The sequence below is a fragment of the Aquimarina algiphila genome, from assembly GCF_007489275.1.
In the GTDB taxonomy this organism is placed as follows: domain Bacteria; phylum Bacteroidota; class Bacteroidia; order Flavobacteriales; family Flavobacteriaceae; genus Aquimarina; species Aquimarina algiphila.
The window spans coordinates 36782-59822 of record NZ_VLNR01000027.1 but is presented as its reverse complement, the minus strand read 5'-3'; the positions used below and the strand labels follow the sequence as shown (position 1 = coordinate 59822).

Here is a 23041-nt window from a genome sequence, read left to right as displayed (position 1 = left end):
TTTACGCAAACTAAGTTTATCTTAATGTTAAGAGTTTTTAACAAAAAACTACCCGTTAAAAGTAAAAGGAATTTCTAAATATGTTGGCTTTCAGGTATTTGAATATATGAAAAGTTATTAACCGAAAAAATGTTAATTAATTTTATTTTTAAAGTTGCAACAATAGGATGAAAAAAAGGTCAGAATTAGGAAAGGTGTTGTGTTTTGATGTGTGTTTTAACATTTTCCCTTTCTTACGTAAGAAAGAGAAAATGTTAATATGTTTATGAATTAGATTTTTCTAAATACCGTTTTAAAAGTGTATTTGTTGAAGAATCATGCTCAGAGATTTGTTTTGTATTAATTTCTGATAAGATAGTACTAGCTAGTTGTTTTCCTAATTCTACGCCCCATTGATCATAACTAAAAATATTCCAGACTACTCCTTGAACAAAAATACGTTGTTCGTACATGGCTACTAATGCCCCCAGACTTTTAGGAGTAAGTTTGTTTACTAATATTGTGGTCGTAGGCTTGTTACCTGCAAAGATTTTAAAAGGGAGTAATTGTTCTATTTTTTCTTGAGATAAAGATGTTGAGCTTAACTCCTTTGAAACTTCAGTCTTGGTTTTACCATTCATTAAGGCTTCTGTCTGCGCAAAGAAGTTTGCCATTAACTTATCCTGATGATCTTGATCTCCAAACAAAGCATTTTTAAAACCTATAAATTCTGCAGGAATTAATTTGGTTCCCTGATGGATCAATTGAAAAAAAGCATGTTGAGCGTTGGTGCCTGGCTCTCCCCATATAATAGTACCTGTTTGATAAGTTACAGGTTCTCCATTACGATCTACACTTTTACCATTACTTTCCATAATACCTTGTTGTAAATAGGCAGGTAATCTATGTAGGTATTGAGAATAAGGAATAATAGCTTCACTTTCTGCATTAAAAAAGTTGTTATACCATATACTTAACATACCTAAAATAACAGGAATATTTTTTTCAAATGGCGTGGTTTTAAAATGTTCATCCATTTCATGGGCACCGGCGAGTAATGCTTCAAAGTGTTCGTACCCTACAGAAAGACTTATCGATAATCCGACAGCGCTCCAAAGAGAAAAACGTCCGCCAACCCAATCCCATAAGGGAAAAATATTTGAAGAATCAATACCAAAATTAGTAACATTCTCAATATTACTAGATACTGCTACAAAATGTTTGCCTACAGCTTCTATTGGAGCATGTTGTGTAAACCAGTTTCTTGCAGTTGTAGCATTGGATAAAGTTTCCTGAGTAGAAAAAGTTTTAGAAACAACTACAAATAGCGTTGTTTCGGGGTCTAAATTTTTTAAGCTTTGATGTACATGATCTCCATCAACATTAGAGATAAAATGAACGTTAAGGTGATTTTTGTAATAAGCAAGAGATTCAGTAATCATGGCTGGACCAAGATCAGAGCCTCCAATACCGATGTTTACAATATCGGTAAAAGCTTTGCCTTTGTATCCAGTGCGACTTCCAGAAATAATTTCATTACTGAATGCCTTTATTTTTTCTTTAACGGTATCAACTTCGGGAATTATATTTTTTCCATCAACAGTAACTGTGTTTGTTGAAGGCGTTCTAAGTGCGGTATGTAATACAGCTCTATTTTCAGTTTCATTAATAATACCTCCGCCAAAGTAGTTATGTATTGCTTCTTCTAATTTAACCTCTTTTGCAAGTTCAAGTAGCAGGGCTCTGGTGGTTTGATCAATTCTGTTTTTAGAATAATCGATATAAAAATCTTCCCAGGCAATAGAAAAAGCTTGCGCTCTGTCTGGGTGTTCCAGAAACAAATCCTTTAAGTGTGTGTCTTTTATGGTCTCATAATGAGATTTAAGTGCTTCCCAGGCTTTTGTGGTGGTGGGATTAATAGTTGGTAATGTCATTGTGTTTATAAAATTTCTTGTGGTTTAAATTGTATGCTGTCTAATGTAGCTTTTATGGGTTCTATAAAAGTAAAAAACTTAGGGCGAAGACTATCTGACAATGGTTTTGAAGCAGGGAGGTCTTGTTTGAAAGGGTCGACTTCTTTACCATTTTTCCAAAATCGATAGCAAACGTGAGGCCCTCCTGTGTTACCAGTCATACCTATATAACCAATAACATCTCCTTGTCTTACAAATTCACCTACTTTTACTGCTTGTCTGCTCATATGCAGATATTGAGTATCATAGGTTGCATTATGTCTTATTTTTACATATTTTCCATTGCCTCCTCTGCGTTCTGATTTGGTAACAATTCCGTCTGCCGTGGCTAATATAGGAGTTCCTATAGGTGCAGCAAAATCTGTTCCCCTGTGAGGTCTTATTTTATTTCCGTAGTATTTGATTCTTCGTCTAAGGTTATATCTTGAAGAAATTCTACTGAATTTTACAGGAGCGGTAAGAAATGCTCGTCGTAAATTGTTAGCTTCTTCGTCAAAATAATCTACTCCCCCTGTTATCGAATCATCTTTAAATCTAAATGCATAAATGGGTTTGTTGATATGCTCAAAATAAGAAGCTTTGATTTGATCAACCCCTGCAGGAATGGTATCATCAATAAACTTTTCAACATAAATGATTTTAAACCTATCGCCTGCTTGTAATCTTGTAAAATCTATAGTCCAGGCGTAAATATCTGCCATATTGTATGCAACCAGAAAATTGAGATCTAAATCATCAAATGTTTGCATTAGGCTACTATTAATAATCCCAGATGCAGTTTTTTCTACAAGTTTTACCGGTTTTTTTCTTTTTTTGGCAATTATACTATCTCTAAAATCAATTACAGTGTAATCGATTTTATTGTTCTGATATACAAATACCTGCGCTTTTTCTGTAGTATCTTTTGATTTAAGGAGCATATATGGTTTTCCAGCCATAATTCTTGCTACATTAAATGTGTCTTTAATCTTATTTGTAATTTCGAATACTTTAGTTCTACTTATGCCATGAGTATCCATAATAGCTCCAAAACTATCACCGGGTCTAATGGTGTCTTTCACAACATTAAAATTATCTAGAACATAGCCAAATTCCTTAATTACAGGAGGTGCCTTTTTTTCTTCAACTACCTCTGGAATAGTGACTTTAGTTTCTTTTTTTTCTTTTTGACATGAAAATAATACTACCACAATTAGTAGTAAGTAACCTATTTGTTTCAACTGACGACTATTTTATTTTGCGGTATTAAATTGATGAGTAACCCATTGTTGACCCCAGTTTTCTTTTTCTTCTTCATTCCAAAGATTAGGGAAAAACATAATTCTTTGAAAGCTAGGAGGTAAGAAACTTTTCCAGTTTGTTCCTCCCGTGGCCAAAACTTCGCCTTTATCTTTATTAAGGTATCTAAAGGCGGCACCCATATGCATTAATAACCAATTAATATTCACATTGGTGTCAAAAGTACGTAATGCTTCGATAAGGTGCACATTATTTTGCTCTTTTTCTGGTAGTTCGAGATATTTATGGAATATTGTGCTATGTTGTACTTGTTTAGCAATACGCATCATTCTGGGAGTATACCGATATTCGAATTGTTTAAGAGTAAGTGTTTTTTCACCTGTTTCTTTATCGGTTGCACCAGATTTCCAGTATAAATGCTCAAATACTTCCCCAAGAGGGTCTTTTTCTGAAAATTGGGTTCTCTCCTTTGTATTTACAAGATTTGATAAAGGAGTGGAGTAAATTTCAATAAGTCTGAATTGTACAGATTGAAATCCACTGGCAGGAAGAAGTGACATTCTGTATTTAAGAAATTGATCTCTATCCATTCCTTTTATCATGACATCAAAAGAGTTGATTAAAACTCTAAAATATCGATTTACCCGATTGATTTTGGCAGTAAAGAACTCTGCAGTTTGTAATTTATCATCAATAATTTGCTTTAATTCATGTATAATGAGTTTAAAATAGAGTTCTGTAATCTGATGATAAGTGATGAATATTTCTTCGTCGGGGAAATGTGTTCTGGGTATTTGTAAGCTTAATAGCGTGTCAAGATGTATGTAATCCCAATAGGTAAGATAACGATCATGAAGAAGACCATCTAGATATGATCCTAAATCTTGACCAGAGTTTTTAAATTTTTTTTCTAATTGCTTTATTTTCTCAGCAATTTCGGGTTTGATGATTTCACTCATTGATCTATTACAATTTTGAATGGGTGTTTGAGTCCTTTAAATGCATCCAGGTCAGCTTTTATTGAGCCAACAAGGATGTCAGCTTTTATTCTCACTGGCATTCGGTTGTCATCATCACTTACCCATACAGTCATACTTTCTTCTTCTTTAAAGATTCTATCAGCTTGTACATAAGGCCTGAACTTTAAACATGCAATTTTACCCATTTTAGTTTTAATGATCTCTCTTCCTAAGAATTTTAACTTAAATCGGTAGTTTTCGTTATCAAAAAACATGTTTACATATTGTTCATCTCCTTTTTTTAATGAAGTTGTATTGATATTATTACGCAAATAATAAAAAGAAGACATCATATCCTGCACATTAGACTTTACAGGGAAAGATTTTTTGGTGTTATATTTTTTGTTAAATACTAAAGCTTCGCTTTGGTTGTGATCAAAATTAATTTCTATATCCTTAGTATGCCCTCCTTCATTGATTTTTCGAATAAACCTGTAGGGTTTAACTTCATTTTTATCGATATAGGTTTCATAATAATCCTCAACTTTAAAAAACACACTTAAAAGACCAGTAGATTTACCAGTGCCTACTACATGATGAACAGGCTTGTTATTGATAATATCATCTTTAACTTCTAGTGTTGCATAGCTTGCTGTAAAAACTCCATAATGGATCCTGAATCTAAACCATTCACCTGCATCAAAGGCTTTATGGCTTTTCTGAGCTATTGCAGGAAGAGCGATTATAACCAAAAGGCAAATTGTGATATACTTTTTCATAGTTTAGGGTATTGTTGAATTTGATATACATGCTAAATTGGTGATGTAAATACAATATCCATTCCAAAAGTACTATTTAATGTGAAGAGATAAAAATGAATACTGTTATCAAATGTAAAAATATGAACAAAAAAAGAGAGCCACCACAGCTCTCCTTTTTACTTTTATTAACCAACTAAAAACTTAAATTATGAGAATAATTATTGTTTTAGATATAAGTGGTAACCACTCCACCTATGATTACAAAAATGAAATTTTTTTGCATAATTATCAAACGAAAACGTTTTTTTATTATGAGTTTTAACAAAAATTTATAGTAAGTCGTCTAAAAATTGCATATTCCTCAAAATTTAACAAAAGTGGTTTTAATCCATAAAAAGGAATATATTCGATGTTTTTTATAAAGTACCTCTTTGTTGTTGCTCTCTTTCTATGGCCTCAAATAGAGCTTTGAAATTACCTTTTCCAAAGGATTGAGCTCCTTTACGTTGTATGATTTCAAAGAACATTGTAGGACGATCTAAAACAGGTTTGGTAAAAATTTGAAGAAGATATCCTTCATCATCACGATCAATTAAGATTCCCAATTCTTTTAATGGGGCAAGATCTTCATCTATTTCACCAACTCGATCCAGTACTGTTTCATAATAACTCGCAGGAACAGTAAGAAATTCAACTCCGCGATTTTGTAATGCAGAAACAGTCTCAATGATATTGTCTGTTGCTAATGCCATATGTTGTACTCCTGCACCATTATAGAAATCAATATATTCTTCGATTTGAGATTTTTTTCTACCTTCTGCAGGTTCATTGATAGGAAACTTGATTCGTCCATTACCATTACTCATCACTTTACTCATTAGAGCAGTATATTCTGTAGAAATATCTTTGTCATCAAAAGAGACTAGTTGTGCAAACCCCATTACTTTGGCATAGAACTCACACCACTTATTCATTTCATTCCAACCAACATTACCTACCATATGATCGATAAATTTTAAACCTGTAGATTCTGTTGTATATGGTTTATTCCATGGCATATAACCTGGTAAGAATGCTCCATGGTAATTTTTTCGCTCTACAAAAATGTGAACTGTTTCTCCATAGGTGTGGATCCCTGAAAATACAACGCTACCATTTTCATCTTCCTCTACCTTGGGTTTCATGTACGATTTTGCTCCTCGTTTAATGGTTTCTTCATAGCTTTTAGTAGCATCATCCACCCAAAGAGCCACTACTTTTACTCCGTCACCATGTGCATTGATGTGTTTATTGATGTCACCATCTGGTTGTAAAGGAGAGGTAAGGACTAATCGTATTTTATCCTGTTGCATCACATATGATACTTTGTCTTTTCTACCAGTTTCTAAACCGGCGTAGGCTACTGGTTGAAATCCCCAGGCCGATTGGTAATAATAAGCAGCTTGCTTGGCATTACCAACATAAAGCTCTACATAATCTGTTCCAAGTAGCGGTAGGAAATCTTCTGCTTGAGGAACTACTTTTTCTAAATCCTGAGGTGTTATATTAGTCGACATATTTTTTGTTTTTTTAAATTAGATAATGAGAAAATTGTACTGTGCGCTGGTTGTTTTTAGTCAAAACTTACCACATAGCTCTAAGGTGGGCTGTAATGTCTTTTCTATAATTTAGCATCATTCAGATTGTTTAAATTCTTTCATTATTCATTTTCTAATGGTTTACTCTAACCATGATTTATGATACTCTTCATCAGCTATTTTCATGGCCTCTTCGGTAACCATTAAAGGTTTAAATGTGTCGACCATAACAGCTAATTCATCGGTTTTTGTTTTACCAATGCTTCGTTCTGCTGCTCCTGGGTGAGGCCCATGTGGTATTCCTGCTGGATGTAAAGAAATATGACCAGCATCAATATCGTTTCTGCTCATAAAATCACCATCTACATAATACAATACTTCATCACTATCAATATTACTATGGTTATAGGGAGCAGGGATACTGTCTGGGTGATAATCATATAATCTAGGTACAAATGAACAAACTACAAAAGCATCTGTTTCAAAAGTTTGATGAACTGGCGGTGGTTGATGAATTCTTCCTGTTATTGGTTCAAAATCATGTATTGAAAAAGCATATGGAAAATTAAAACCATCATACCCTACAACATCAAATGGATGTGAAGCATATATCATATCAAAAATCTCATCTTGCTTTTTTACTTTGATCAAAAAGTCCCCTTTTTCATCATTTGTTTCTAATTCATAAGGAGCTCTAAGATCTCGTTCGCAGTATGGAGAATGTTCTAATAATTGACCAAACCAGTTACGATATCTTTTTGGAGTGTAAATAGGTCTTCTGGACTCGACTATAAATAAACGATTATCAGTAGAGTCAAAATCAAGTTTATAAATTGTTCCTCTTGGAATAACAATATAATCACCGTACTTAAAATCGAGATTTCCTAAATGACTACGAAATTTACCACTTCCTCGGTGTACAAAAATCAATTCATCTGCATCTGTATTCTTATAGAAGTAATCAGATGTAGATTCTTGAGGTGCAGATAAAATGATACTCGCATCACTATTAGTCAGGACATTTTTTCTGCTTTGTAAATAATCTTTTTCAGGATTTATTTTAAATCCATGAAATCGATAGGATTTAATATTGTTATTAATTGCTATTTTGGGAGCTACGCTATAACTTCCTTTAATTTCTTTTACTTGTGTTGGCCTTTGACAATGGTATAGATTAGTTGACATTCCGTCAAAACCTATTGTTCCGAATAATTGTTCGTAGTAAAGACTACCATCTGGTTTTTTAAAGATAGTATGGCGTTTGGGGGGTATTTTTCCCAGGGTGTGATAAAAAGGCATGATGTTGCAAGTTTAAGGTATTAACTATTTTCTAATAAGACAATAAATAGCAAGTCTACCTTATTCGGGATTGCGCTTAATAAGGTAGTGTAATAATAATAGTAAATCCTGCCAAAACAAGTTCATAATATTACAAATATCGTAAATATTTCTGTGATTTAAGCTATTAGTATCATCCATTTAAAACCAAAAACCAACACTAAAGAACCATAGACTTTCATCTAATTCTGGAGAATACGTATATTTTACTTGTATTGGGCCGGCAAAAGTATCCAGACCATATCCTAAGGCATATCCAGAATATTCTGGATCTTCGAACCATCTTCCGGTACTAAATAATTTGTTACCGGCATTTGCAAAATTAGCTGATGCATTAAGATGATGGTTTTTTAATATTTCGTAATCAGCTGTTATCAATGCTTTTGCAAAACTTTGCCCGGTTATTGCTAAAAAGTCATAGCCATAGAAAGGGATGAAGTTATTAATGGTTTTAGCTCCAAAACCACCAAGTAGAAAGTCAAGTGAATTAATAGCATTGTTTCCTATTTTGGTTCCTGCTTCTGCCGTAAAATTTAAAGTGAGATTTTTGTATAGTGTAGTGGCATACCCTAATTTTGCTTTGGCAATAGAAAATTCATCAAAACTATTTGTAAAATCAGAAGAAAAAAGATAAGTATGAATATCACCTTCGAACAAGATTCCTCGTTTTGGAAAATATTTATTGTCATAGGTATCTAATTTGATATATCCTAAAGCACTCCAATAATCACTATTATCAAAGACAGTTCTCGGGATTTGGTTTTCATCTTCTCCAAATGTTTCTGAAATTATCCTAAGCCTTTTATATTCAGCACCTAGACCTACAGAGAATGTTTGTCTAAAAGGTGTTTCAACATAAGCCTGAACATTAAAATCAGTATAATCGATATCAATTGTATTAATATTTAAATCTGGGATTTCTCCAAATTGACCTATAAAGTCAAAATCAAATGCCTTCTTAAAATTGTTATAGCTGTATTTTAGTCCCGGACTTAGGTAGAACCCTTTGTAGATATGATAATCCAGATTATATCGGATATTATCTCCCAAAGCAGCATCTAGTGAAAGAACATCGTTATTAAAAAACAATCCTTTTCGCGTTACATTGACTAAAGCAGCAGTTTTGTATAAATCATCATAATGCAATGCAAAGCGTAATAGCATTTTATTTTCACTTTCTGTAACAGAAAGCTTGAGTTGCTTGCCTTCTTTTGTATCTACTAATCGATGACTTACACGATCAAAATTTCCTGTAGCGGATAGATTGTTTATTCCTTCGTTTAGTTTTTCATAGGTTGTGACCCGAGGAACTTTTAATTTTAATTTTCCCTTGATATAAGATCTGGTATATTTTTTATTACCAGATATGGTGAGACTATTAATTACAATAGTTTCAGAGTTTTTAGGAATTCTAGCTCTTGGGGCAGTTGGTTTTTGACGCTTTTTTATAGCTCTTAGTTTTTCAAAACTATTAAAAGCTGCTTTTTCACCACTGGCTATTATTTTATCGGCTTTGTCAAATGACATTACAGAAAACGCTTTAATAGATGGTTTAATATATACATCAGTTTCAGAAACTTTTGCTTTCATAGCATTGTAAGTCCTGAAATTACTGATTTGTAACATAATATTGGTTACAGAGTTTAACTCTTCTTTAGAAAGTAAACTGTCTTGTACATCAACACCTATAACTATTTCTGCTCCTTTTTCTCTTATTTCCTTTACAGGATAGTTATTGGTTACTCCTCCGTCAGTCATTAGTATTTCATTTAACTCTACGGGACTAAAAATAGATGGCAAAGCTCCACTTGCAGCTACAGCTTCAGGTAGATATCCTTTGTCTAAAAGTACTTGTTCTCCTGTTTCAATATTAGTAGACATGCAGAAAAAAGGAATAGGGAGATCATTAAAATCATGTATATCATTTACATGAGCAGTATATCTTGAAAACTGGTTGTAAAAATTTTGCCCTTTAGACAAACCTTTAGGTAAACCAATTTTAAATTTATCAAAAGGTAAGGTGATCGCGTATTTTTCAGAATCTTCACGTTCATAAAAAGTCTTAGCATCTCTGGGTAGTTCGTCTTGTATAAATGCATTAAAATCCACTGATCTAAATATGGAATCGAGTTCTGATGGACGATAGCCAGAAGCATATAGTGCTCCCACTATTGCTCCCATACTAGTTCCTCCTATATAATCTATGCGAACACCTGCTTCTTCAATTACTTTTAAAGCACCAATATGAGCCAGACCTTTTGCGCCACCACCACTTAAAACCAGTCCTACTTTTATGTCTTCTTGAGTAGATGAAGCATTAGGAGAACTTGTAACCTCTTTTTCTTGACCGCGAATGATATATGGACAGCAGGTCATTACTATAAGTATCAATCTGATCAAAAAGAGTTCTAAGGGGTTGTGTCTGTCCACGTTTATTCTTTTTTAGAAAGATAGTAATTAAACACTTTGGTTGCGCGAGAATCACCTATCACTTCACTTAATTCACTTTTAGAAGCTTCACTTATTCTTTTTACGGATCTAAAAGTCTTAAGTAATTCTATAACTGTTTTTTCTCCGATACCTGGAATCACATCTAATTCTGTATCTAATGCCGCCTTGCTTCTTTTTTGTCTGTGAAAAGTAATTCCGAATCGATGTGCCTCATTACGTAAGTGTTGTATCACTTTTAAAGACTCTGATTTTTTATCCAAATAGAGCGGAATAGAATCACCTGGATAGTAAATTTCTTCTAATCGTTTGGCAATACCAATAATTGTAATTTTTCCTCTTAATCCAAGATCATCAAGTGCTTTTAATCCAGAAGAAAGTTGTCCTTTTCCTCCATCCACAATTACAAGTTGAGGTAAAGGTTGCTCTTCTTCTTTTAGCCGTTTATACCGTCGATAAACAACCTCTTCCATAGAGGCAAAATCATTAGCACCTTCTACTGTTTTTATATTAAATTTTCTATATTCTTTTTTGCTGGGTTTTCCATTTTTAAAAACTACACATGCAGCAACGGGATTGGTTCCCTGGATGTTCGAATTGTCAAAACATTCAATATGTACAGGCTCTACTGGTAATCGAAGATCCTTTTTCATTTGTGCCATTAAACGCTTTACATGTCTATCTGGATCAATAATTTTGATTTGTTTAAAACGTTCTAGCCTAAAGTATTTTGCATTCCTTAAGGAAAGATCTAAAATTTTCTTTTTGTCCCCTAATTGAGGAACTGTAATTTTTAATTTTTCACCTAAATCCAATTCAAAAGGGACAAATATTTCTTTTGATTTAGAACCAAAACGTTGACGTAATTCGATAATTGCTAATTCTAAAAGCTCAGCATCAGATTCGTCCAGTTTCTTTTTAATTTCAGTAGTATGTGATCGTATAATAGATCCATATGATAATTGAAGAAAGTTTACATATCCATAGGATTCATCTGAGATAATCGAAAACACATCTACGTTGCTAATTTTTGGATTAACTACTGTAGATTTTGCTTGATATTTTTCTAAAACTTCTATTTTTTCTTTAATCCGTTGTGCATCTTCAAATTCCATCTTCTCTGCATGTTCTGCCATTTGCTTTTTAAAACGACCAAGAGAATCTTTAAAATTACCTTTTACAATTTGCCGAATAGCTTCAAGGTTATCCATATATTCTTTCTCATCCTGCAAGTCTTCACAGGGGCCTTTGCAATTTCCTAGATGATACTCGAGACACACTTTATATTTACCATTATTGATTTTTTCCTGAGATAAATCATAATTACATGTTCTAAGTTGATATAACCCTTTGATAAGATCTAATAGCGTATTTACAGTCTTAAAATTGGTGTATGGGCCATAATATTCTGAACCGTCTTTGATTAAGTTACGAGTGGGAAAAATTCTGGGGAAACGTTCTTTTTTAATACATATCCAAGGATACGTTTTATCATCTTTGAGCATTACATTAAAACGAGGCTGATGTTTTTTGATGAGATTATTCTCTAACAATAATGCATCGGTCTCTGTTTCTACAACAATGTGTCTTATAGAGTGGATTTTTTTTACGAGAACTTTGGTCTTATAATTATCATGATTCTTATTAAAATAAGAAGACACTCTTTTTTTTAAGTTTTTTGCTTTTCCAACATAGAGTAATTTATCATCTTTATCATAATATTGGTATACTCCAGGTCCAGTTGGTAGTATTTTAATCTGTATGTCTAAAGTGGCTTCTTGCATAATCCAATGGTAAAGTTAAGGGTTTACCGTAATTGTAAAACAAAGATTGCGGATTTAATTTTTGTTAAATCAGTATAAAAATAACACCATTTATTAAAAAAGAAGGATAACATACAATGCATCTTGATTTTTATTACATTAGTAGTCCCAATATCAATCATATCTTTTGGAAAAAGAAAAGAAAATAATTGGCAGGACTGATAAAGCAGATTTTCCTCTTTTAGAATTGAAAAATATCGATGCTAAAATCGATACAGGAGCTTATACATCATCTATTCATTGTATAGATATCAAGGAAATTGATCAAACATTACAATGTAGTTTTCTTGACCCGATGCATCCAGAATATAATGGCAAAAGATTTACATTCAAAAATTATGATATTACTGCAGTAAAAAGTAGCAATGGTAAAGTAGAAATGCGATTCACTATTAGAACACAAATTATCGTATTTGGTAACACATATCCAATAACGTTTACATTATCTCCACGTGATGATATGCGTTTTCCCGTATTGATAGGGCGTAAATTTTTAAGCGGAAAATTTTTGGTAGATCCTCAATCAGAAAATCAGTCATATAATCAAAAATTGTAATGAATATTAAGATTTTGTCGCGTGGTGCGAATTTATATTCGACTAATGCACTTGTTCAGGCTGCAGTAAAGCGTAAACATAATGTACAGGTAATAGATCCTTTAAATTGTGATATTGTAATTGAGAGACAAAAACCTGAAATTTATTATCGGGGAAGAAAATTAGACCATGTTGATGCTGTAATTCCGAGAATAGGATCTTCTATTACTTTTTATGGAACTGCTGTGGTTAGGCAGTTTGAAATGATGAATGTATTTACTACTTTAAAATCACAGGCACTGATACAATCCAGAGATAAATTAAGAAGTTTACAAATTTTGTCTAAGGCTGGTTTGGGACTTCCTAAGACTGTATTTACTAACTATTCTAAAGATGTCTCTGAAGTAATTTCTCATGTGGGAGGAGCACCATTAATTATTAAATTGTTAGAAGGTACTCAAGGCTTAGGTGTAGTTTTAGCAGAAACTAAGACGGCGGCAGAATCGGTTTTAGAAGCTTTTAATGGATTGCAGGCTAGAGTTATTGTTCAGGAATTTATAAAAGAAGCAAAAGGAGCAGATGTTAGAGCTTTTGTTGTAGATGGTCAAGTAGTAGGAGCAATGAAGCGACAAGGTAAAGAAGGGGAGTTTAGGTCTAATTTACATAGAGGAGGTACAGCATCTGTAATTAATTTGACCAGACATGAAGAACAGGCTGCTATTATGGCCGCAAAAGCATTAAAAATGGGTGTAGCAGGAGTAGATCTGTTACAAAGTAATAGAGGACCTCTTATTTTAGAAGTGAACTCTTCTCCAGGGTTAGAAGGTATAGAAACTGCAACTGGAAGAGATATCGCAAAATCTATTATTCGTTATATTGAAAGAAGTTTGTAATACAATGACAAAAACAACTAATAATAATGTACTTAGTATTCTGGGAAATGAAGTATTACCCGGAATTAGTACTACCATAAATTTTAATATAGCAAAACTATATACTTCTACCAAGGTAGAAATACCAATCATTATAGAGAGATCAAAAATACCGGGCCCAACTGTACTTATTACAGCCGGTATCCATGGTGATGAAATTAATGGAGTAGAAGTTGTACGACAAATCATAGCAAAGAAAATCAATAAACCTGCAAAAGGCAGTATTATATGTATTCCTGTTCTTAATGTATTTGGTTTTTTAAATATGAATCGTTTTTTTCCTGATGGTCGTGATCTCAATCGGGTTTTTCCTGGCACCAAAAATGGCTCTCTTGCAAGTCGTTTTGCGTATCAATTTATAAATGATATTTTACCTGCTGCAGATTTTTGTTTAGATTTTCACACTGGTGGAGCCAGTAGGTTTAATGCGCCACATATTAGAGTAGATCCCAAAAACGAGAACCTCGTCGCATTGGCTAAAATTTTTAATGCACCATTCACCTTATTATCTAAAAACCTAGAAGGTTCCTATCGGTCGACCTGCGCTAAAAAAGGAAAGAATATATTATTGTTTGAAGGAGGAAAATCTCAAAACAGTAGTAAAGAGATTGCCATAGAAGGGGTTCAGGGAACGATGAGGATATTAAGTTACCTGGGTATGCTGAAAACTGAATTTGAAGTACCTGTTCGAGATTCTGATACCTTGCTAATTAGTACAAGCTTTTGGATAAGAGCAAAATATAGTGGTTTGTTACATATTAAAATACCTATTGGGAAACATGTCAATAAAGGTGAGATTCTAGCAACAATTACAGATCCTTACGGTAAAATGAGGCATGTTGTAAAAGCTACAAATGAGGGGTATGTAATTAATGTAAACGAAGCGCCTATTGTATATAAAGGAGATGCTATTTTTCGCATTACAAAGGAATTAGTAAATGAATAAGAAAGAGCTAAGGACACATTATAAAACATTACGATCTCAATTAAGTGATGAAGAAGTTGAGAATTTAAGTGTAGATATCGCAAATCAATTACTTCAATTACCAATTTGGGAAAAATCGTATTATCATATCTTTCTTCCTATAGAAAAACAAAAAGAAATCAATACAGAATATATTCTTCATATTCTTCAGGGAAAGGATAAAAATATACTAGTGTCCAAAAGTAATTTTGAAAATAATACGCTAGAGCATTTTTTACTAACAGATGGAACCAAATTAGAAGTAAATTCCTGGGGAATTCCTGAGCCAGTAGATGGAATCCAAATACCAGAAAAAAAAATAGAAGTAGTTTTTATACCCTTATTAGCATTTGACCATATTGGTAATCGTGTAGGATATGGTAAAGGTTTTTATGATAAGTTTTTAGCCAAATGTAATTCTGATACGTTAAAGATCGGACTTTCATTTTTTGATGCAGAAAAAGAAATTCAAAATGTAATCCCTACAGATATAGGTCTCGACCTTTGCGTTACTCCAACAGAGATATATAATTTTGGGAATTAATTAACATTTTTTGTGTTCTATGATACTTTATGCTATATTCGAGACTTTTAATTGTTAGTAGCCCCTTAGAATGTCCCAAAATATAGAGCGTGTTTGCATCATAGACGATGACAATATTTATATAAGTTTAGTTCGTAAAATTATTGAATTAAAAAAACTATCAGATGTAGTTTTGGTTTTTAATAATGGTAGAGAAGCGTTGGATTTTTTTCTAAAATCCCTTGGCGATGAACAAAAAGAAGAAGTTCCTCAAGTAATTTTGTTAGATCTCAATATGCCTATAATGGACGGATGGGAGTTTTTGAATGAATTTTCTAAGATTAGAAATAAGATTAGTAAAAAAATAGACCTTTATGTGGTTAGTTCTTCTATAGATTCTAGAGATATAGAACGAGCAAAAGCGATAGATGTAGTATCTGACTATCTTACAAAACCCATCAAATTGAATGACTTCGAAAGGATACTAGTATGATTTAATAAAAGTCAGAACTTGTTATTGATTTCTCTAATTACCATATAACCTCGTTATAACAATTTATAAGGAGAAAAGGTATTTTAAAAAAGGGTATGAGGGATATCTGTTGTCATCTCTTAAAAGCGAGAAACTACTAAACGGTATAATTTGGATGTCTCATAATCAATACATAAACCTACATCTTCAAAAGTATCATATTCTATTTCTTCGATCTCAATAATTACTTCAATAGTAAAATCTCCAATATCTGTTGGGTATCCAGAGATTTCGATAGTATCACAATCATATATATAATAATCTAAACCTCTTGGAAGATCTAAAATAAATACATCAGAAATACAATGATCAAAAGGAATCTTTGCCGAAATTAATTCAAAATAATCCTCCTCATAACTAGCTACAGATAATTCCTTATCCCTAAGCTCTGTAGTAGTACCAAATACACAACGTACAGTATCTTCGCAGCCGATAGATAAAAATACAGCTAATACTAATAGCATCTTAAATGATTTCATAAGGTTTTATCATGAATAAGTTGAGCTCTATATTTATCAAGAGTTATGCCAACCTTTAGACTCATTTTCTTTCTGATCTATGTCTGCTGCGGAAACTACTGGTATAAGAAGTTAGAGGATACCGATAAAAAAAGGAAATTATAATTATCTTTTTGAAATCATTTTTTTGGAAAAGCTTTTTTATTGAAGATAATCAATAAGAAAACTCCAACGCTTATTGCAGAATCAGCAATGTTGAATACTGGATCAAAAAATGAAAAATGATCACCGCCCCAAAAAGGAATCCATTCTGGTAGGGTATCATCGTAAAATGTGAATTGGATCATATCAACCACTTTACCATAAAAAATGCTTTCATAACCACCACCTTCAGGTAAAAAACTTCCAATCGTTACTGGTGTGCTTTCGCTAAATAATAAACCATAAAATATAGAATCAATAATATTTCCAAATGCCCCAGCAAAAATCAATGCTATACAAAAAGTAAGAATTGCGGGGCTATTTTTGCGAACCGAATCATAAAGCCAGTATCCAATCCCAGTAATAGCTACTAGTCTAAATAAAGAAAGTACTAATTTTCCATAACTCCCAGGAAGTTCAAAACCCCACGCCATACCTTTGTTTTCGACAAATATGATACGGAACCAATCAAATACCTTCATCTCTTCATGAAGAGAGAAATGAGTTTTAATATAGATTTTGGTGATTTGGTCAATCAGTAGAACTAAAATTATTACTAAAATAGATTTCTTTAAGGACATATAAGTATTGGTTTGTTTTGGGTATTAAAACCGACGGACAAAAATAGTGTTTTATTTTGTTTTATAGATACTTATGTTTTTATGAGTTTTTAATTTTAATATTATACCCGATACCCTTTAATTTTGGGATTGATAGACCTCAAAAAATGATTGTCCTATTAGATATAAATTATAGTTACTATTTAGCTTCAAGAATCTGTTGCGTATATTGGATCCATTTGTGATCAGGAATGCTTTTATGGATATAATAATCAGGTTGAATACCCTTATCATCTATTGTCATTTCTGGGATTCTCATGCTTTTGGATATACTGTATCCGAGCTTTAAATCTTTACATGGAAAATCGACTAAATGCATATTAAAAATGTCTAGAACTCCAACGGTTGTGGTTCCGAAAAGCTTAACCTTTTTGCTTTGTTTCGCAGCTAATAAAAATTGTTCGGCCGTGCTTCCATTGCCTTTGTTGATCAGTATTGCAACATTTTGAGGAAAAGAATAAATGGTATCTAATTTTTTTGTTTTGACTATGTTATCATTAAGGTTAACAAACTCTCCCATATTTTTATTTAGTTTTTCTAAACTTTCCTTTGCCCATTTTTTATCCTTATCTGACCAATTTGGATCTTTCATGAATTTTTCCATTCTACTGTTATTTAGAGGGGTGGAGAGCAATTTGACCCCTACAGTTCTTATGGGATTAGTGTATAAATATGGAATAATTTTCTCATAAGAAATATCGCTGCCTCCACCGTTATTTCTAATGTCAATGATGAGGTTTTTCTTACTAGTTAATTTATCGTGATTCGCCAGTATAAGACTATCAATACTTTTTTTATTAGAATGAGAAAAAGAAGGAATTCTAAACAGTATTGTGTTATGACTTAATTCCTTGATTAATGGAGTAGGAGTTTTAATTAGGGAATAGTGTTCTTCGATTGTTTTGTCAACTTCAAAGTTTGGTTTTAATCTCTTCAGGGTTATAGAGCCTATTTTTAGATGATTATTTCCTAATAATTCTACTTCTGTAAAATTTCTCACAGAATGATTTCTCATATAAAAAGTAGCTTCTTTTTTATTGTCTTTAGTGTTTTTAATTCTAAATTTCACTTGGTTTTTTCTCCAGTAGATTCCATCAGCTTCAAGTATAAAACCAACATACCCTGTTTTGGTTTTAATAACCCCTATTTTATAAGGTTTGGATTCCCAGATCCCTTCATACCCTGGTTTGTTGAGTTTAGAAATGTATTTTTCAAAAGTAGCTTCTTCTATTTTATATTTTTCCCAAGTACTAAACCGTTTAATAATTTCTTCTTCTGTTTGGTTTTCTTGTTCTGCATTTTCCTGGATGATTAAATGTCCTGATCTAAAAAATAACAACCAATTATTTAGTACTGAAATACATTCCTCTTTTTGTTTGATTGCTTTTACGCTGTTCAGGGTTTTTGTATTATGAGTTTTATATGCATTTTCTCCTTTTTGTTCTAGAGCATAGGAAAAACCAGCGTCATTTTCTTCAAATGTTTTTTTAAGCCAATTAAAATTATCTTCACAAGAACATTGTTGCGAAAAACCAAAGGAAGTAATAAAAACGAATAGAAAGGATAACTTTTTCATAGCAATTACACTAATAAAACCCCACTTTTATCTTTTGAATTAAAATCGAAATCACAGTGGTAAAGTGAGGTTTTTGAATTAACACTTTTGAAAATAATTTTATTGTTTTCTCAGGAAGATACTACCGCTTATAGTTTTAAGATGTAATTCGTTTTTTACATCTCCAAAAGTTCCGGTTACTTTACTTCCTACCACACGGTTTTTTCCATGATCAAATTCCATATCTTTATCAGAATAAATCATTCCAGAAATAGTTTCGGCTTTTAGTTTTGATTTGGCTACATTAATATCAATATCTCCACTTATAGTTTTTAGATTTAAGTCTCCGTTATAGTTTTTGATGTCAATATTTCCACTTATAATATCAACAATCAACTCTCCCTGGTAATTCTCAGATTCGACATCTCCAGAAATACTTTTTACTCTTAACGTTGAGCTTTTTGGAAGATAAAGAGTATAGTTGGCATCAATGTCTAAGTTGTTACAAGGGTTCCAATTATTATTACGATTAGATCCTCGCTCTTTATTCCATTTGTCAAATAAATCTCCATAATCTGACTCGATATCAAGCACAGAGGATGTATTTTCTATTTTCAGATTAAAATAATCATCAAATTCGCCGCCGTTAACACTAACCTCTGCCTTTAAATATATATTATTCTTATCCCAGGTTTTTATAATAATATTATCAGCGAATTTGAATTCTACCTTAGTTAGACTGGTAGGAGTTTTAAGTTCTTTTTCGATTACTTTCTGTGCATTTATTTGTAATGAAACAAGGCACAATACCATAAATTTTAATACAGTTTTCATATGAGTTGTTTTTTGATTAGTGCCGAAACAAGTTCGGCATGAGTTGATGATGACCTCTTTTATTTTTTTCTTAAATAAATACTTCCTGTGGATGACCTTAGAGCAATGTCCACTCCTCCGTTATTGATTTTGGTATTTATTGTTCTTCTTCCCCCGACTACTTTCATGTTATTATTTTCAGCAGGAAATTTTATATCAAAATCGGTATAAATCTCTCCCATAGATGTCTTTAATTCTAAATTGGCTGGTGTTCCCGAAGGTAAACTTACATCGATGTCTCCTGTAGCAGATATAATAGAAATAGGAGATTTCTGGCTTACCTTATTAAATACAATATTAATCTCTCCTGTTGCAGTTTTGGCAACAATAGGCCCTGTAACATCTTTTAATGTGATTCCACCTACATTGGTTCTGGCTTCTATTTCAGAGGAAAATCCGTTAAAAAATAAACTTCCCAGGTTACTACTCTCTGTTGTTATATGAATATCTTTAGGAAGATAAATTTCTAAAATTTTACTATGCATATTTTTTAGATTTCTAATAACAAGAGTTTCTCCATCCTTTTTGACATATATGCCAATTCCCGTATTATCGCTCCCACCAGAATAGACAGCTTTGAGTCCTTTTGCTTTTTCGGGTGTTTTTCTTCCATCTCCTTTGATCAAAAGCTCACTTTTGTCATGGGTTTTTGCTTTCACTCCTGATTCTGAAGAGATCCTTACCTTTTTTATACCTTGTAAAGACTGAGTATAATCTTGTGCCTTTAGAGTTCCTATGGTTAGAAGTGCGATTGCTATAATTGCTATTTTTTTCATGATTATTTGTTTTCTGATTGAAATTTTTAAATTAAACTTGGTAATCCAATTTTTACTTGATCTTTTACATAATCAGGTGTTTCTTCATTCTGAAGTAATTTTTCCATAGAAGGAATTGCGCGTTTTTCCTGAATGGATACTAATATTTGAATTAATTCAATTTGCATACCTGGATCTTGTTCTTTATCCAGAGCATTAATTAATGCTTTACGAACTATTTCGTTATCCGAAAATTTTGCAAGTGCTTCTGCTGCAGCTAGTCGCACATTAATATGATCGTCAAAATGCATTTTATTGATTAAAGCGTTTAAGATATCATTTCCCGGTTTTTCAAACTCTTCTGCGTAGTTCACCGCTTGTAAACGCTTACTTGCAGATTCATTTTCGATTAAAGAAATGGTCATTGTTTGCTTCATTTGTTTTTTTTCTTTTTCTAGTACTGCCATTTCTTGTGAGAAAGATGTTGTATTCTCGTGTTTTCCATAGAAATACCCAGAAATAACAAGCGCAATAGTTGCAGCGATCTGTAAAGCGATTTTCCAGGAACCTTTGCTTTTTTTGTTCATTACAATGACTTTTTGATCATTGTTTAGTTCTTTTTCCTTTGCCAACATTTGTTCAAAGTTTATTTGTAAACTTTTGTCTGGAAATTGTATAGGATCACTATCCACAGCTTCAAAAACAGTTTGAAGTTCTTGTAAATCGGTACTACAATTTTTACAACTTTGGAGATGTGCATCAAATTTTTGATGTGTTTCATGATCCAAATTGCCATCTATATAATCGATGAGTTGATCTTTTATGTGGTTACAGTCCATGACTTTCTATATATTTTGTAAATAATGATCTTTTAATTTATGAATAGCTCGATGTACTTTGGTCTTAACTGCTCCAGCAGTTGAGCCTGTAATCTCAGCGATCTCTTGATATTTAATGCCTTGATATCTATTCATAATGACTAACTCTCTATCAACATTACTTAGTTGATTCAATGCTCTTTTTAGTTCTTCATTAGTTTCTTTTATATCCATTTGATCAGGCTCCTTTTGTTCTATCTTGTATTCAATAGTATCAAATCGTTCATCTTTATTTTTTTGACGCTGATAATAATCAGTAAAAATGTTTCGAGCAATAGTATAAATCCATGATGAAAACTTTCCCTTTTTATAAGAAGCTCGATACTTAATCGCTTTGTAAAAAACTTCTTGTGTGATATCCTGACTAACCTCTTTATCTCTTGTCATTTTAAATAAAAAGTTAAAGATCTTAATGTGATACCTGTCAAAAAGAACACTCATCATATCCAAATTACCATTGGATACCAGAATCATTAATTCTTCGTCATTTAGATTTTTCAAGATGTTACTCTTTTTTGGTTAGCTTCTATTACTTATACCTTAAATTTTAAAAAAGGTTACATGAGATATAAATTATTTTGCGATTTTATTGATTAAAAATTGATTTTAATCAATAAAAGCCTTGATTAAAATCATCAGATCTATTGATTAATGGTGAATGTTGATTTTTTTATAAATGTAATTTTGACACATAAAAATGTTAACCAAATTTAAATTGTTATGAAAACCACAAAGTTACGTATACATCGTGTACACTTAAAAGGATCAATTTTAGTAGTATTTTGTATAATACTATTATCTATTTTAACTTCCTGTGAAGGGGAAGAGACAATACAAGAACCAATTGTAGATAATACCAATAGCAATACTCGTGGAGTAAGTGAAATGGAACTTGCAAATATCTACTATGGAAAATCTTCATCTACAGATTGTAATTTTGAATATGAAGGTCTTGAAGGACCTGAGTTTTGGGCTAATCTTTGCGGAGATGAATGGGTAGATTGTGGAGGTAATGCTCAATCTCCTATTAATATTATTACTAGTGCTGTTACTGAAGACGGTAGTATTAATAACATAAATATTAATTATGGTGAAAGCACAACAGATATCATTAATAATGGACACACTGTTCAGTTCAATTATGATATGGGTAGTTATGCATCTCTTGATAATATTAATTATGACCTTCTGCAGTTTCATTTTCATACGGGTAGCGAACACACTGTTAATGGTAAAAGATATCCAATGGAAATGCATTTGGTACATCAAGATCCCATTACAAAACTATTGGGAGTAGTTGGTGTTTTCTTTGAAGAAGGAGAAGAAAATGATGTTTTAGAGGAATATCTTGATGACTTACCAGAACAGAAAGGTGATCATTTTACCAATACATCTACATTTAAGGTTGAAGATTTATTACCAGGGGATATGGATTTTTATACATATGGAGGTTCGTTAACAACTCCTGGCTGTTCAGAAATTGTAACTTGGTTCGTTGTAAAGGAATCTATAACAGCATCTACAGAGCAATTAGAAAAGTTTGAAAGTATCATGCATAAAAATTATAGACCAACACAAGATTTAAATGGTAGAATAGTGAAAACAAAGAGCTAAGATGGTTATTTACTTAGGTTAAGTATTAAGATCGTTTAAAACATTTTTAAATGGTCTTTTTATAAATACAAAAGGATGTCTATTAAGACATCCTTTTGTTATACTAATTTAATTTGTTTCTTAGCTCTGCATATTCTTTGCTTCAATACTCAACGTAGCATGCGGAACTAATTTTAATCGTTCTGGATTAATTAATTTACCCGTTACACGACAAATTCCATAGGTTTTGTTTTCGATTCGTAATAGTGCATTTTTTAAATCACGTACGAATTTTTCTTGTCTAATGGCAAGTTGCGTATTAGCTTCTTTAGACATTGTTTCACTTCCTTCTTCGAAGGCTTTAAATGTTGGAGAGGTATCATCTGTACCATTATTACCATCATTTTTATATGCACTTCTAAGTAATTCCAAATCTTTTTGTGCTTTTTCCACTTTATCAAGGATAATTTCCTTGAACATCGCCAAATTAGCGTCACTGTGCCTTACTTTGATATCTTCTGCCAT

22 protein-coding genes are annotated in these 23041 nt (G+C 32.3%); 6 read left to right on the top strand and 16 right to left on the bottom strand.

The features are described 5' to 3' along the window. Window positions 1–263 precede the first annotated feature (263 nt). The 8 genes from pgi to uvrC all read right to left on the bottom strand — a co-directional run bounded on the left by pgi (window position 264) and on the right by uvrC (window position 12058). The gene (gene pgi / locus FOF46_RS14115; RefSeq protein ID WP_143916880.1) at window positions 264–1913 is read right to left on the bottom strand and encodes a glucose-6-phosphate isomerase; all 1650 of its coding nucleotides are present in this window, start codon (window positions 1911–1913) and stop codon (window positions 264–266) included. A 5-nt stretch (window positions 1914–1918) separates the two neighbouring features. Then, the gene (locus tag FOF46_RS14110) at window positions 1919–3172 is read right to left on the bottom strand and encodes a peptidoglycan DD-metalloendopeptidase family protein (protein ID WP_143916879.1); all 1254 of its coding nucleotides are present in this window, start codon (window positions 3170–3172) and stop codon (window positions 1919–1921) included. 12 nt (window positions 3173–3184) lie between these two features. Then, a complete protein-coding gene (locus FOF46_RS14105; protein WP_109434986.1) occupies window positions 3185–4150 on the bottom strand; it encodes a tryptophan 2,3-dioxygenase family protein in 966 nt (321 codons plus the stop codon). Beyond that, window positions 4147–4929, bottom strand: a complete 783-nt coding sequence (locus FOF46_RS14100) for a DUF3108 domain-containing protein (protein ID WP_143916878.1) — start codon at window positions 4927–4929, stop codon at window positions 4147–4149. Before FOF46_RS14100 ends, FOF46_RS14105 begins: the two co-directional genes overlap by 4 nt. 398 nt (window positions 4930–5327) lie before the next feature. After that, the gene (gene hppD / locus FOF46_RS14095; RefSeq protein ID WP_143916877.1) at window positions 5328–6467 is read right to left on the bottom strand and encodes a 4-hydroxyphenylpyruvate dioxygenase; all 1140 of its coding nucleotides are present in this window, start codon (window positions 6465–6467) and stop codon (window positions 5328–5330) included. 162 nt (window positions 6468–6629) lie between these two features. Then, window positions 6630–7787, bottom strand: a complete 1158-nt coding sequence (locus tag FOF46_RS14090; RefSeq protein ID WP_109434989.1) for a homogentisate 1,2-dioxygenase — start codon at window positions 7785–7787, stop codon at window positions 6630–6632. Between the two features lie 180 nt (window positions 7788–7967). After that, window positions 7968–10256, bottom strand: coding sequence for a patatin-like phospholipase family protein (locus FOF46_RS14085; protein WP_244299617.1), 2289 nt, complete (start codon window positions 10254–10256; stop codon window positions 7968–7970). Window positions 10257–10258: 2 nt separating this feature from the next. Then, entirely contained in the window at window positions 10259–12058 is a 1800-nt protein-coding gene (gene uvrC / locus FOF46_RS14080; RefSeq protein WP_143916876.1) for an excinuclease ABC subunit UvrC, read from the bottom strand. Between the two features lie 166 nt (window positions 12059–12224). Between uvrC and FOF46_RS14075 the strand changes: the two genes are divergently transcribed. The 5 genes from FOF46_RS14075 to FOF46_RS14055 all read left to right on the top strand — a co-directional run bounded on the left by FOF46_RS14075 (window position 12225) and on the right by FOF46_RS14055 (window position 15544). Beyond that, window positions 12225–12653 carry an ATP-dependent zinc protease family protein gene (locus FOF46_RS14075; protein WP_109434992.1) on the top strand — a complete coding sequence of 143 codons (429 nt, stop codon included), beginning with the start codon at window positions 12225–12227 and terminating at the stop codon, window positions 12651–12653. Continuing rightward, complete coding sequence (rimK, locus tag FOF46_RS14070; RefSeq protein ID WP_109434993.1) at window positions 12653–13525, top strand: 30S ribosomal protein S6--L-glutamate ligase; 873 nt, start codon at window positions 12653–12655, stop codon at window positions 13523–13525. The genes FOF46_RS14075 and rimK overlap by 1 nt, the downstream gene beginning before the upstream one ends. Before the next feature lie 4 nt (window positions 13526–13529). Further along, a complete protein-coding gene (locus FOF46_RS14065; protein ID WP_109434994.1) occupies window positions 13530–14510 on the top strand; it encodes a succinylglutamate desuccinylase/aspartoacylase family protein in 981 nt (326 codons plus the stop codon). Next, a complete protein-coding gene (locus tag FOF46_RS14060; protein ID WP_143916875.1) occupies window positions 14503–15072 on the top strand; it encodes a 5-formyltetrahydrofolate cyclo-ligase in 570 nt (189 codons plus the stop codon). The genes FOF46_RS14065 and FOF46_RS14060 overlap by 8 nt, the downstream gene beginning before the upstream one ends. Window positions 15073–15142: 70 nt before the next feature. Beyond that, window positions 15143–15544 (top strand): response regulator, encoded by a 402-nt coding sequence (locus FOF46_RS14055; protein ID WP_143916874.1) that lies wholly within the window; start codon window positions 15143–15145, stop codon window positions 15542–15544. Between the two features lie 119 nt (window positions 15545–15663). Here FOF46_RS14055 and FOF46_RS14050 read toward each other — a convergent pair whose 3' ends face one another. The 7 genes from FOF46_RS14050 to FOF46_RS14020 form a co-directional block, all read right to left on the bottom strand. Further along, window positions 15664–16062 (bottom strand): hypothetical protein, encoded by a 399-nt coding sequence (locus FOF46_RS14050; protein ID WP_143916873.1) that lies wholly within the window; start codon window positions 16060–16062, stop codon window positions 15664–15666. Window positions 16063–16220: 158 nt separating this feature from the next. Beyond that, on the bottom strand, window positions 16221–16823 hold the full coding sequence (locus FOF46_RS14045; RefSeq protein WP_109434998.1) for a lipoprotein signal peptidase: 603 nt from the start codon (window positions 16821–16823) through the stop codon (window positions 16221–16223). A gap of 178 nt (window positions 16824–17001) precedes the next feature. After that, window positions 17002–18438, bottom strand: a complete 1437-nt coding sequence (locus tag FOF46_RS14040; RefSeq protein WP_143916872.1) for a S41 family peptidase — start codon at window positions 18436–18438, stop codon at window positions 17002–17004. A 99-nt stretch (window positions 18439–18537) separates the two neighbouring features. Continuing rightward, window positions 18538–19251, bottom strand: a complete 714-nt coding sequence (locus tag FOF46_RS14035) for a DUF4097 family beta strand repeat-containing protein (RefSeq protein WP_109435000.1) — start codon at window positions 19249–19251, stop codon at window positions 18538–18540. A 59-nt stretch (window positions 19252–19310) separates the two neighbouring features. Then, on the bottom strand, window positions 19311–20066 hold the full coding sequence (locus tag FOF46_RS14030) for a DUF4097 family beta strand repeat-containing protein (RefSeq protein ID WP_109435001.1): 756 nt from the start codon (window positions 20064–20066) through the stop codon (window positions 19311–19313). A gap of 26 nt (window positions 20067–20092) precedes the next feature. Continuing rightward, window positions 20093–20884, bottom strand: a complete 792-nt coding sequence (locus FOF46_RS14025; protein WP_109435002.1) for a HEAT repeat domain-containing protein — start codon at window positions 20882–20884, stop codon at window positions 20093–20095. A 6-nt stretch (window positions 20885–20890) separates the two neighbouring features. Next, window positions 20891–21424, bottom strand: coding sequence for an RNA polymerase sigma factor (locus FOF46_RS14020; RefSeq protein ID WP_143916871.1), 534 nt, complete (start codon window positions 21422–21424; stop codon window positions 20891–20893). Window positions 21425–21643: 219 nt separating this feature from the next. On the opposite strand from FOF46_RS14020, the gene FOF46_RS14015 reads away from it, so the two are divergent. Next, complete coding sequence (locus FOF46_RS14015; protein ID WP_109435004.1) at window positions 21644–22537, top strand: carbonic anhydrase; 894 nt, start codon at window positions 21644–21646, stop codon at window positions 22535–22537. A gap of 120 nt (window positions 22538–22657) precedes the next feature. On the opposite strand, the gene FOF46_RS14010 is transcribed toward FOF46_RS14015, so the two are convergent. Then, window positions 22658–23041, bottom strand: coding sequence for a TraR/DksA family transcriptional regulator (locus tag FOF46_RS14010; RefSeq protein WP_109435005.1), 384 nt, complete (start codon window positions 23039–23041; stop codon window positions 22658–22660).

Bases quoted from the DNA above. Each gene is read 5' to 3' on its own strand.
- FOF46_RS14090 (WP_109434989.1), bottom strand. From the start codon at position 7,787: ATGCCTTTTTATCACACCCTGGGAAAAATACCCCCCAAACGCCATACT.
- FOF46_RS14015 (WP_109435004.1), top strand. From the start codon at position 21,644: ATGAAAACCACAAAGTTACGTATACATCGTGTACACTTAAAAGGATCA.
- FOF46_RS14105 (WP_109434986.1), bottom strand. From the start codon at position 4,150: ATGAGTGAAATCATCAAACCCGAAATTGCTGAGAAAATAAAGCAATTA.
- FOF46_RS14040 (WP_143916872.1), bottom strand. From the start codon at position 18,438: ATGAAAAAGTTATCCTTTCTATTCGTTTTTATTACTTCCTTTGGTTTT.
- FOF46_RS14065 (WP_109434994.1), top strand. From the start codon at position 13,530: ATGACAAAAACAACTAATAATAATGTACTTAGTATTCTGGGAAATGAA.
- FOF46_RS14045 (WP_109434998.1), bottom strand. From the start codon at position 16,823: ATGTCCTTAAAGAAATCTATTTTAGTAATAATTTTAGTTCTACTGATT.
- hppD (WP_143916877.1), bottom strand. From the start codon at position 6,467: ATGTCGACTAATATAACACCTCAGGATTTAGAAAAAGTAGTTCCTCAA.
- FOF46_RS14050 (WP_143916873.1), bottom strand. From the start codon at position 16,062: ATGAAATCATTTAAGATGCTATTAGTATTAGCTGTATTTTTATCTATC.
- uvrC (WP_143916876.1), bottom strand. From the start codon at position 12,058: ATGCAAGAAGCCACTTTAGACATACAGATTAAAATACTACCAACTGGA.
- FOF46_RS14100 (WP_143916878.1), bottom strand. From the start codon at position 4,929: ATGAAAAAGTATATCACAATTTGCCTTTTGGTTATAATCGCTCTTCCT.
- FOF46_RS14025 (WP_109435002.1), bottom strand. From the start codon at position 20,884: ATGGACTGTAACCACATAAAAGATCAACTCATCGATTATATAGATGGC.
- rimK (WP_109434993.1), top strand. From the start codon at position 12,653: ATGAATATTAAGATTTTGTCGCGTGGTGCGAATTTATATTCGACTAAT.
- FOF46_RS14035 (WP_109435000.1), bottom strand. From the start codon at position 19,251: ATGAAAACTGTATTAAAATTTATGGTATTGTGCCTTGTTTCATTACAA.
- FOF46_RS14060 (WP_143916875.1), top strand. From the start codon at position 14,503: ATGAATAAGAAAGAGCTAAGGACACATTATAAAACATTACGATCTCAA.
- pgi (WP_143916880.1), bottom strand. From the start codon at position 1,913: ATGACATTACCAACTATTAATCCCACCACCACAAAAGCCTGGGAAGCA.
- FOF46_RS14010 (WP_109435005.1), bottom strand. From the start codon at position 23,041: ATGGCAGAAGATATCAAAGTAAGGCACAGTGACGCTAATTTGGCGATG.
- FOF46_RS14055 (WP_143916874.1), top strand. From the start codon at position 15,143: ATGTCCCAAAATATAGAGCGTGTTTGCATCATAGACGATGACAATATT.
- FOF46_RS14030 (WP_109435001.1), bottom strand. From the start codon at position 20,066: ATGAAAAAAATAGCAATTATAGCAATCGCACTTCTAACCATAGGAACT.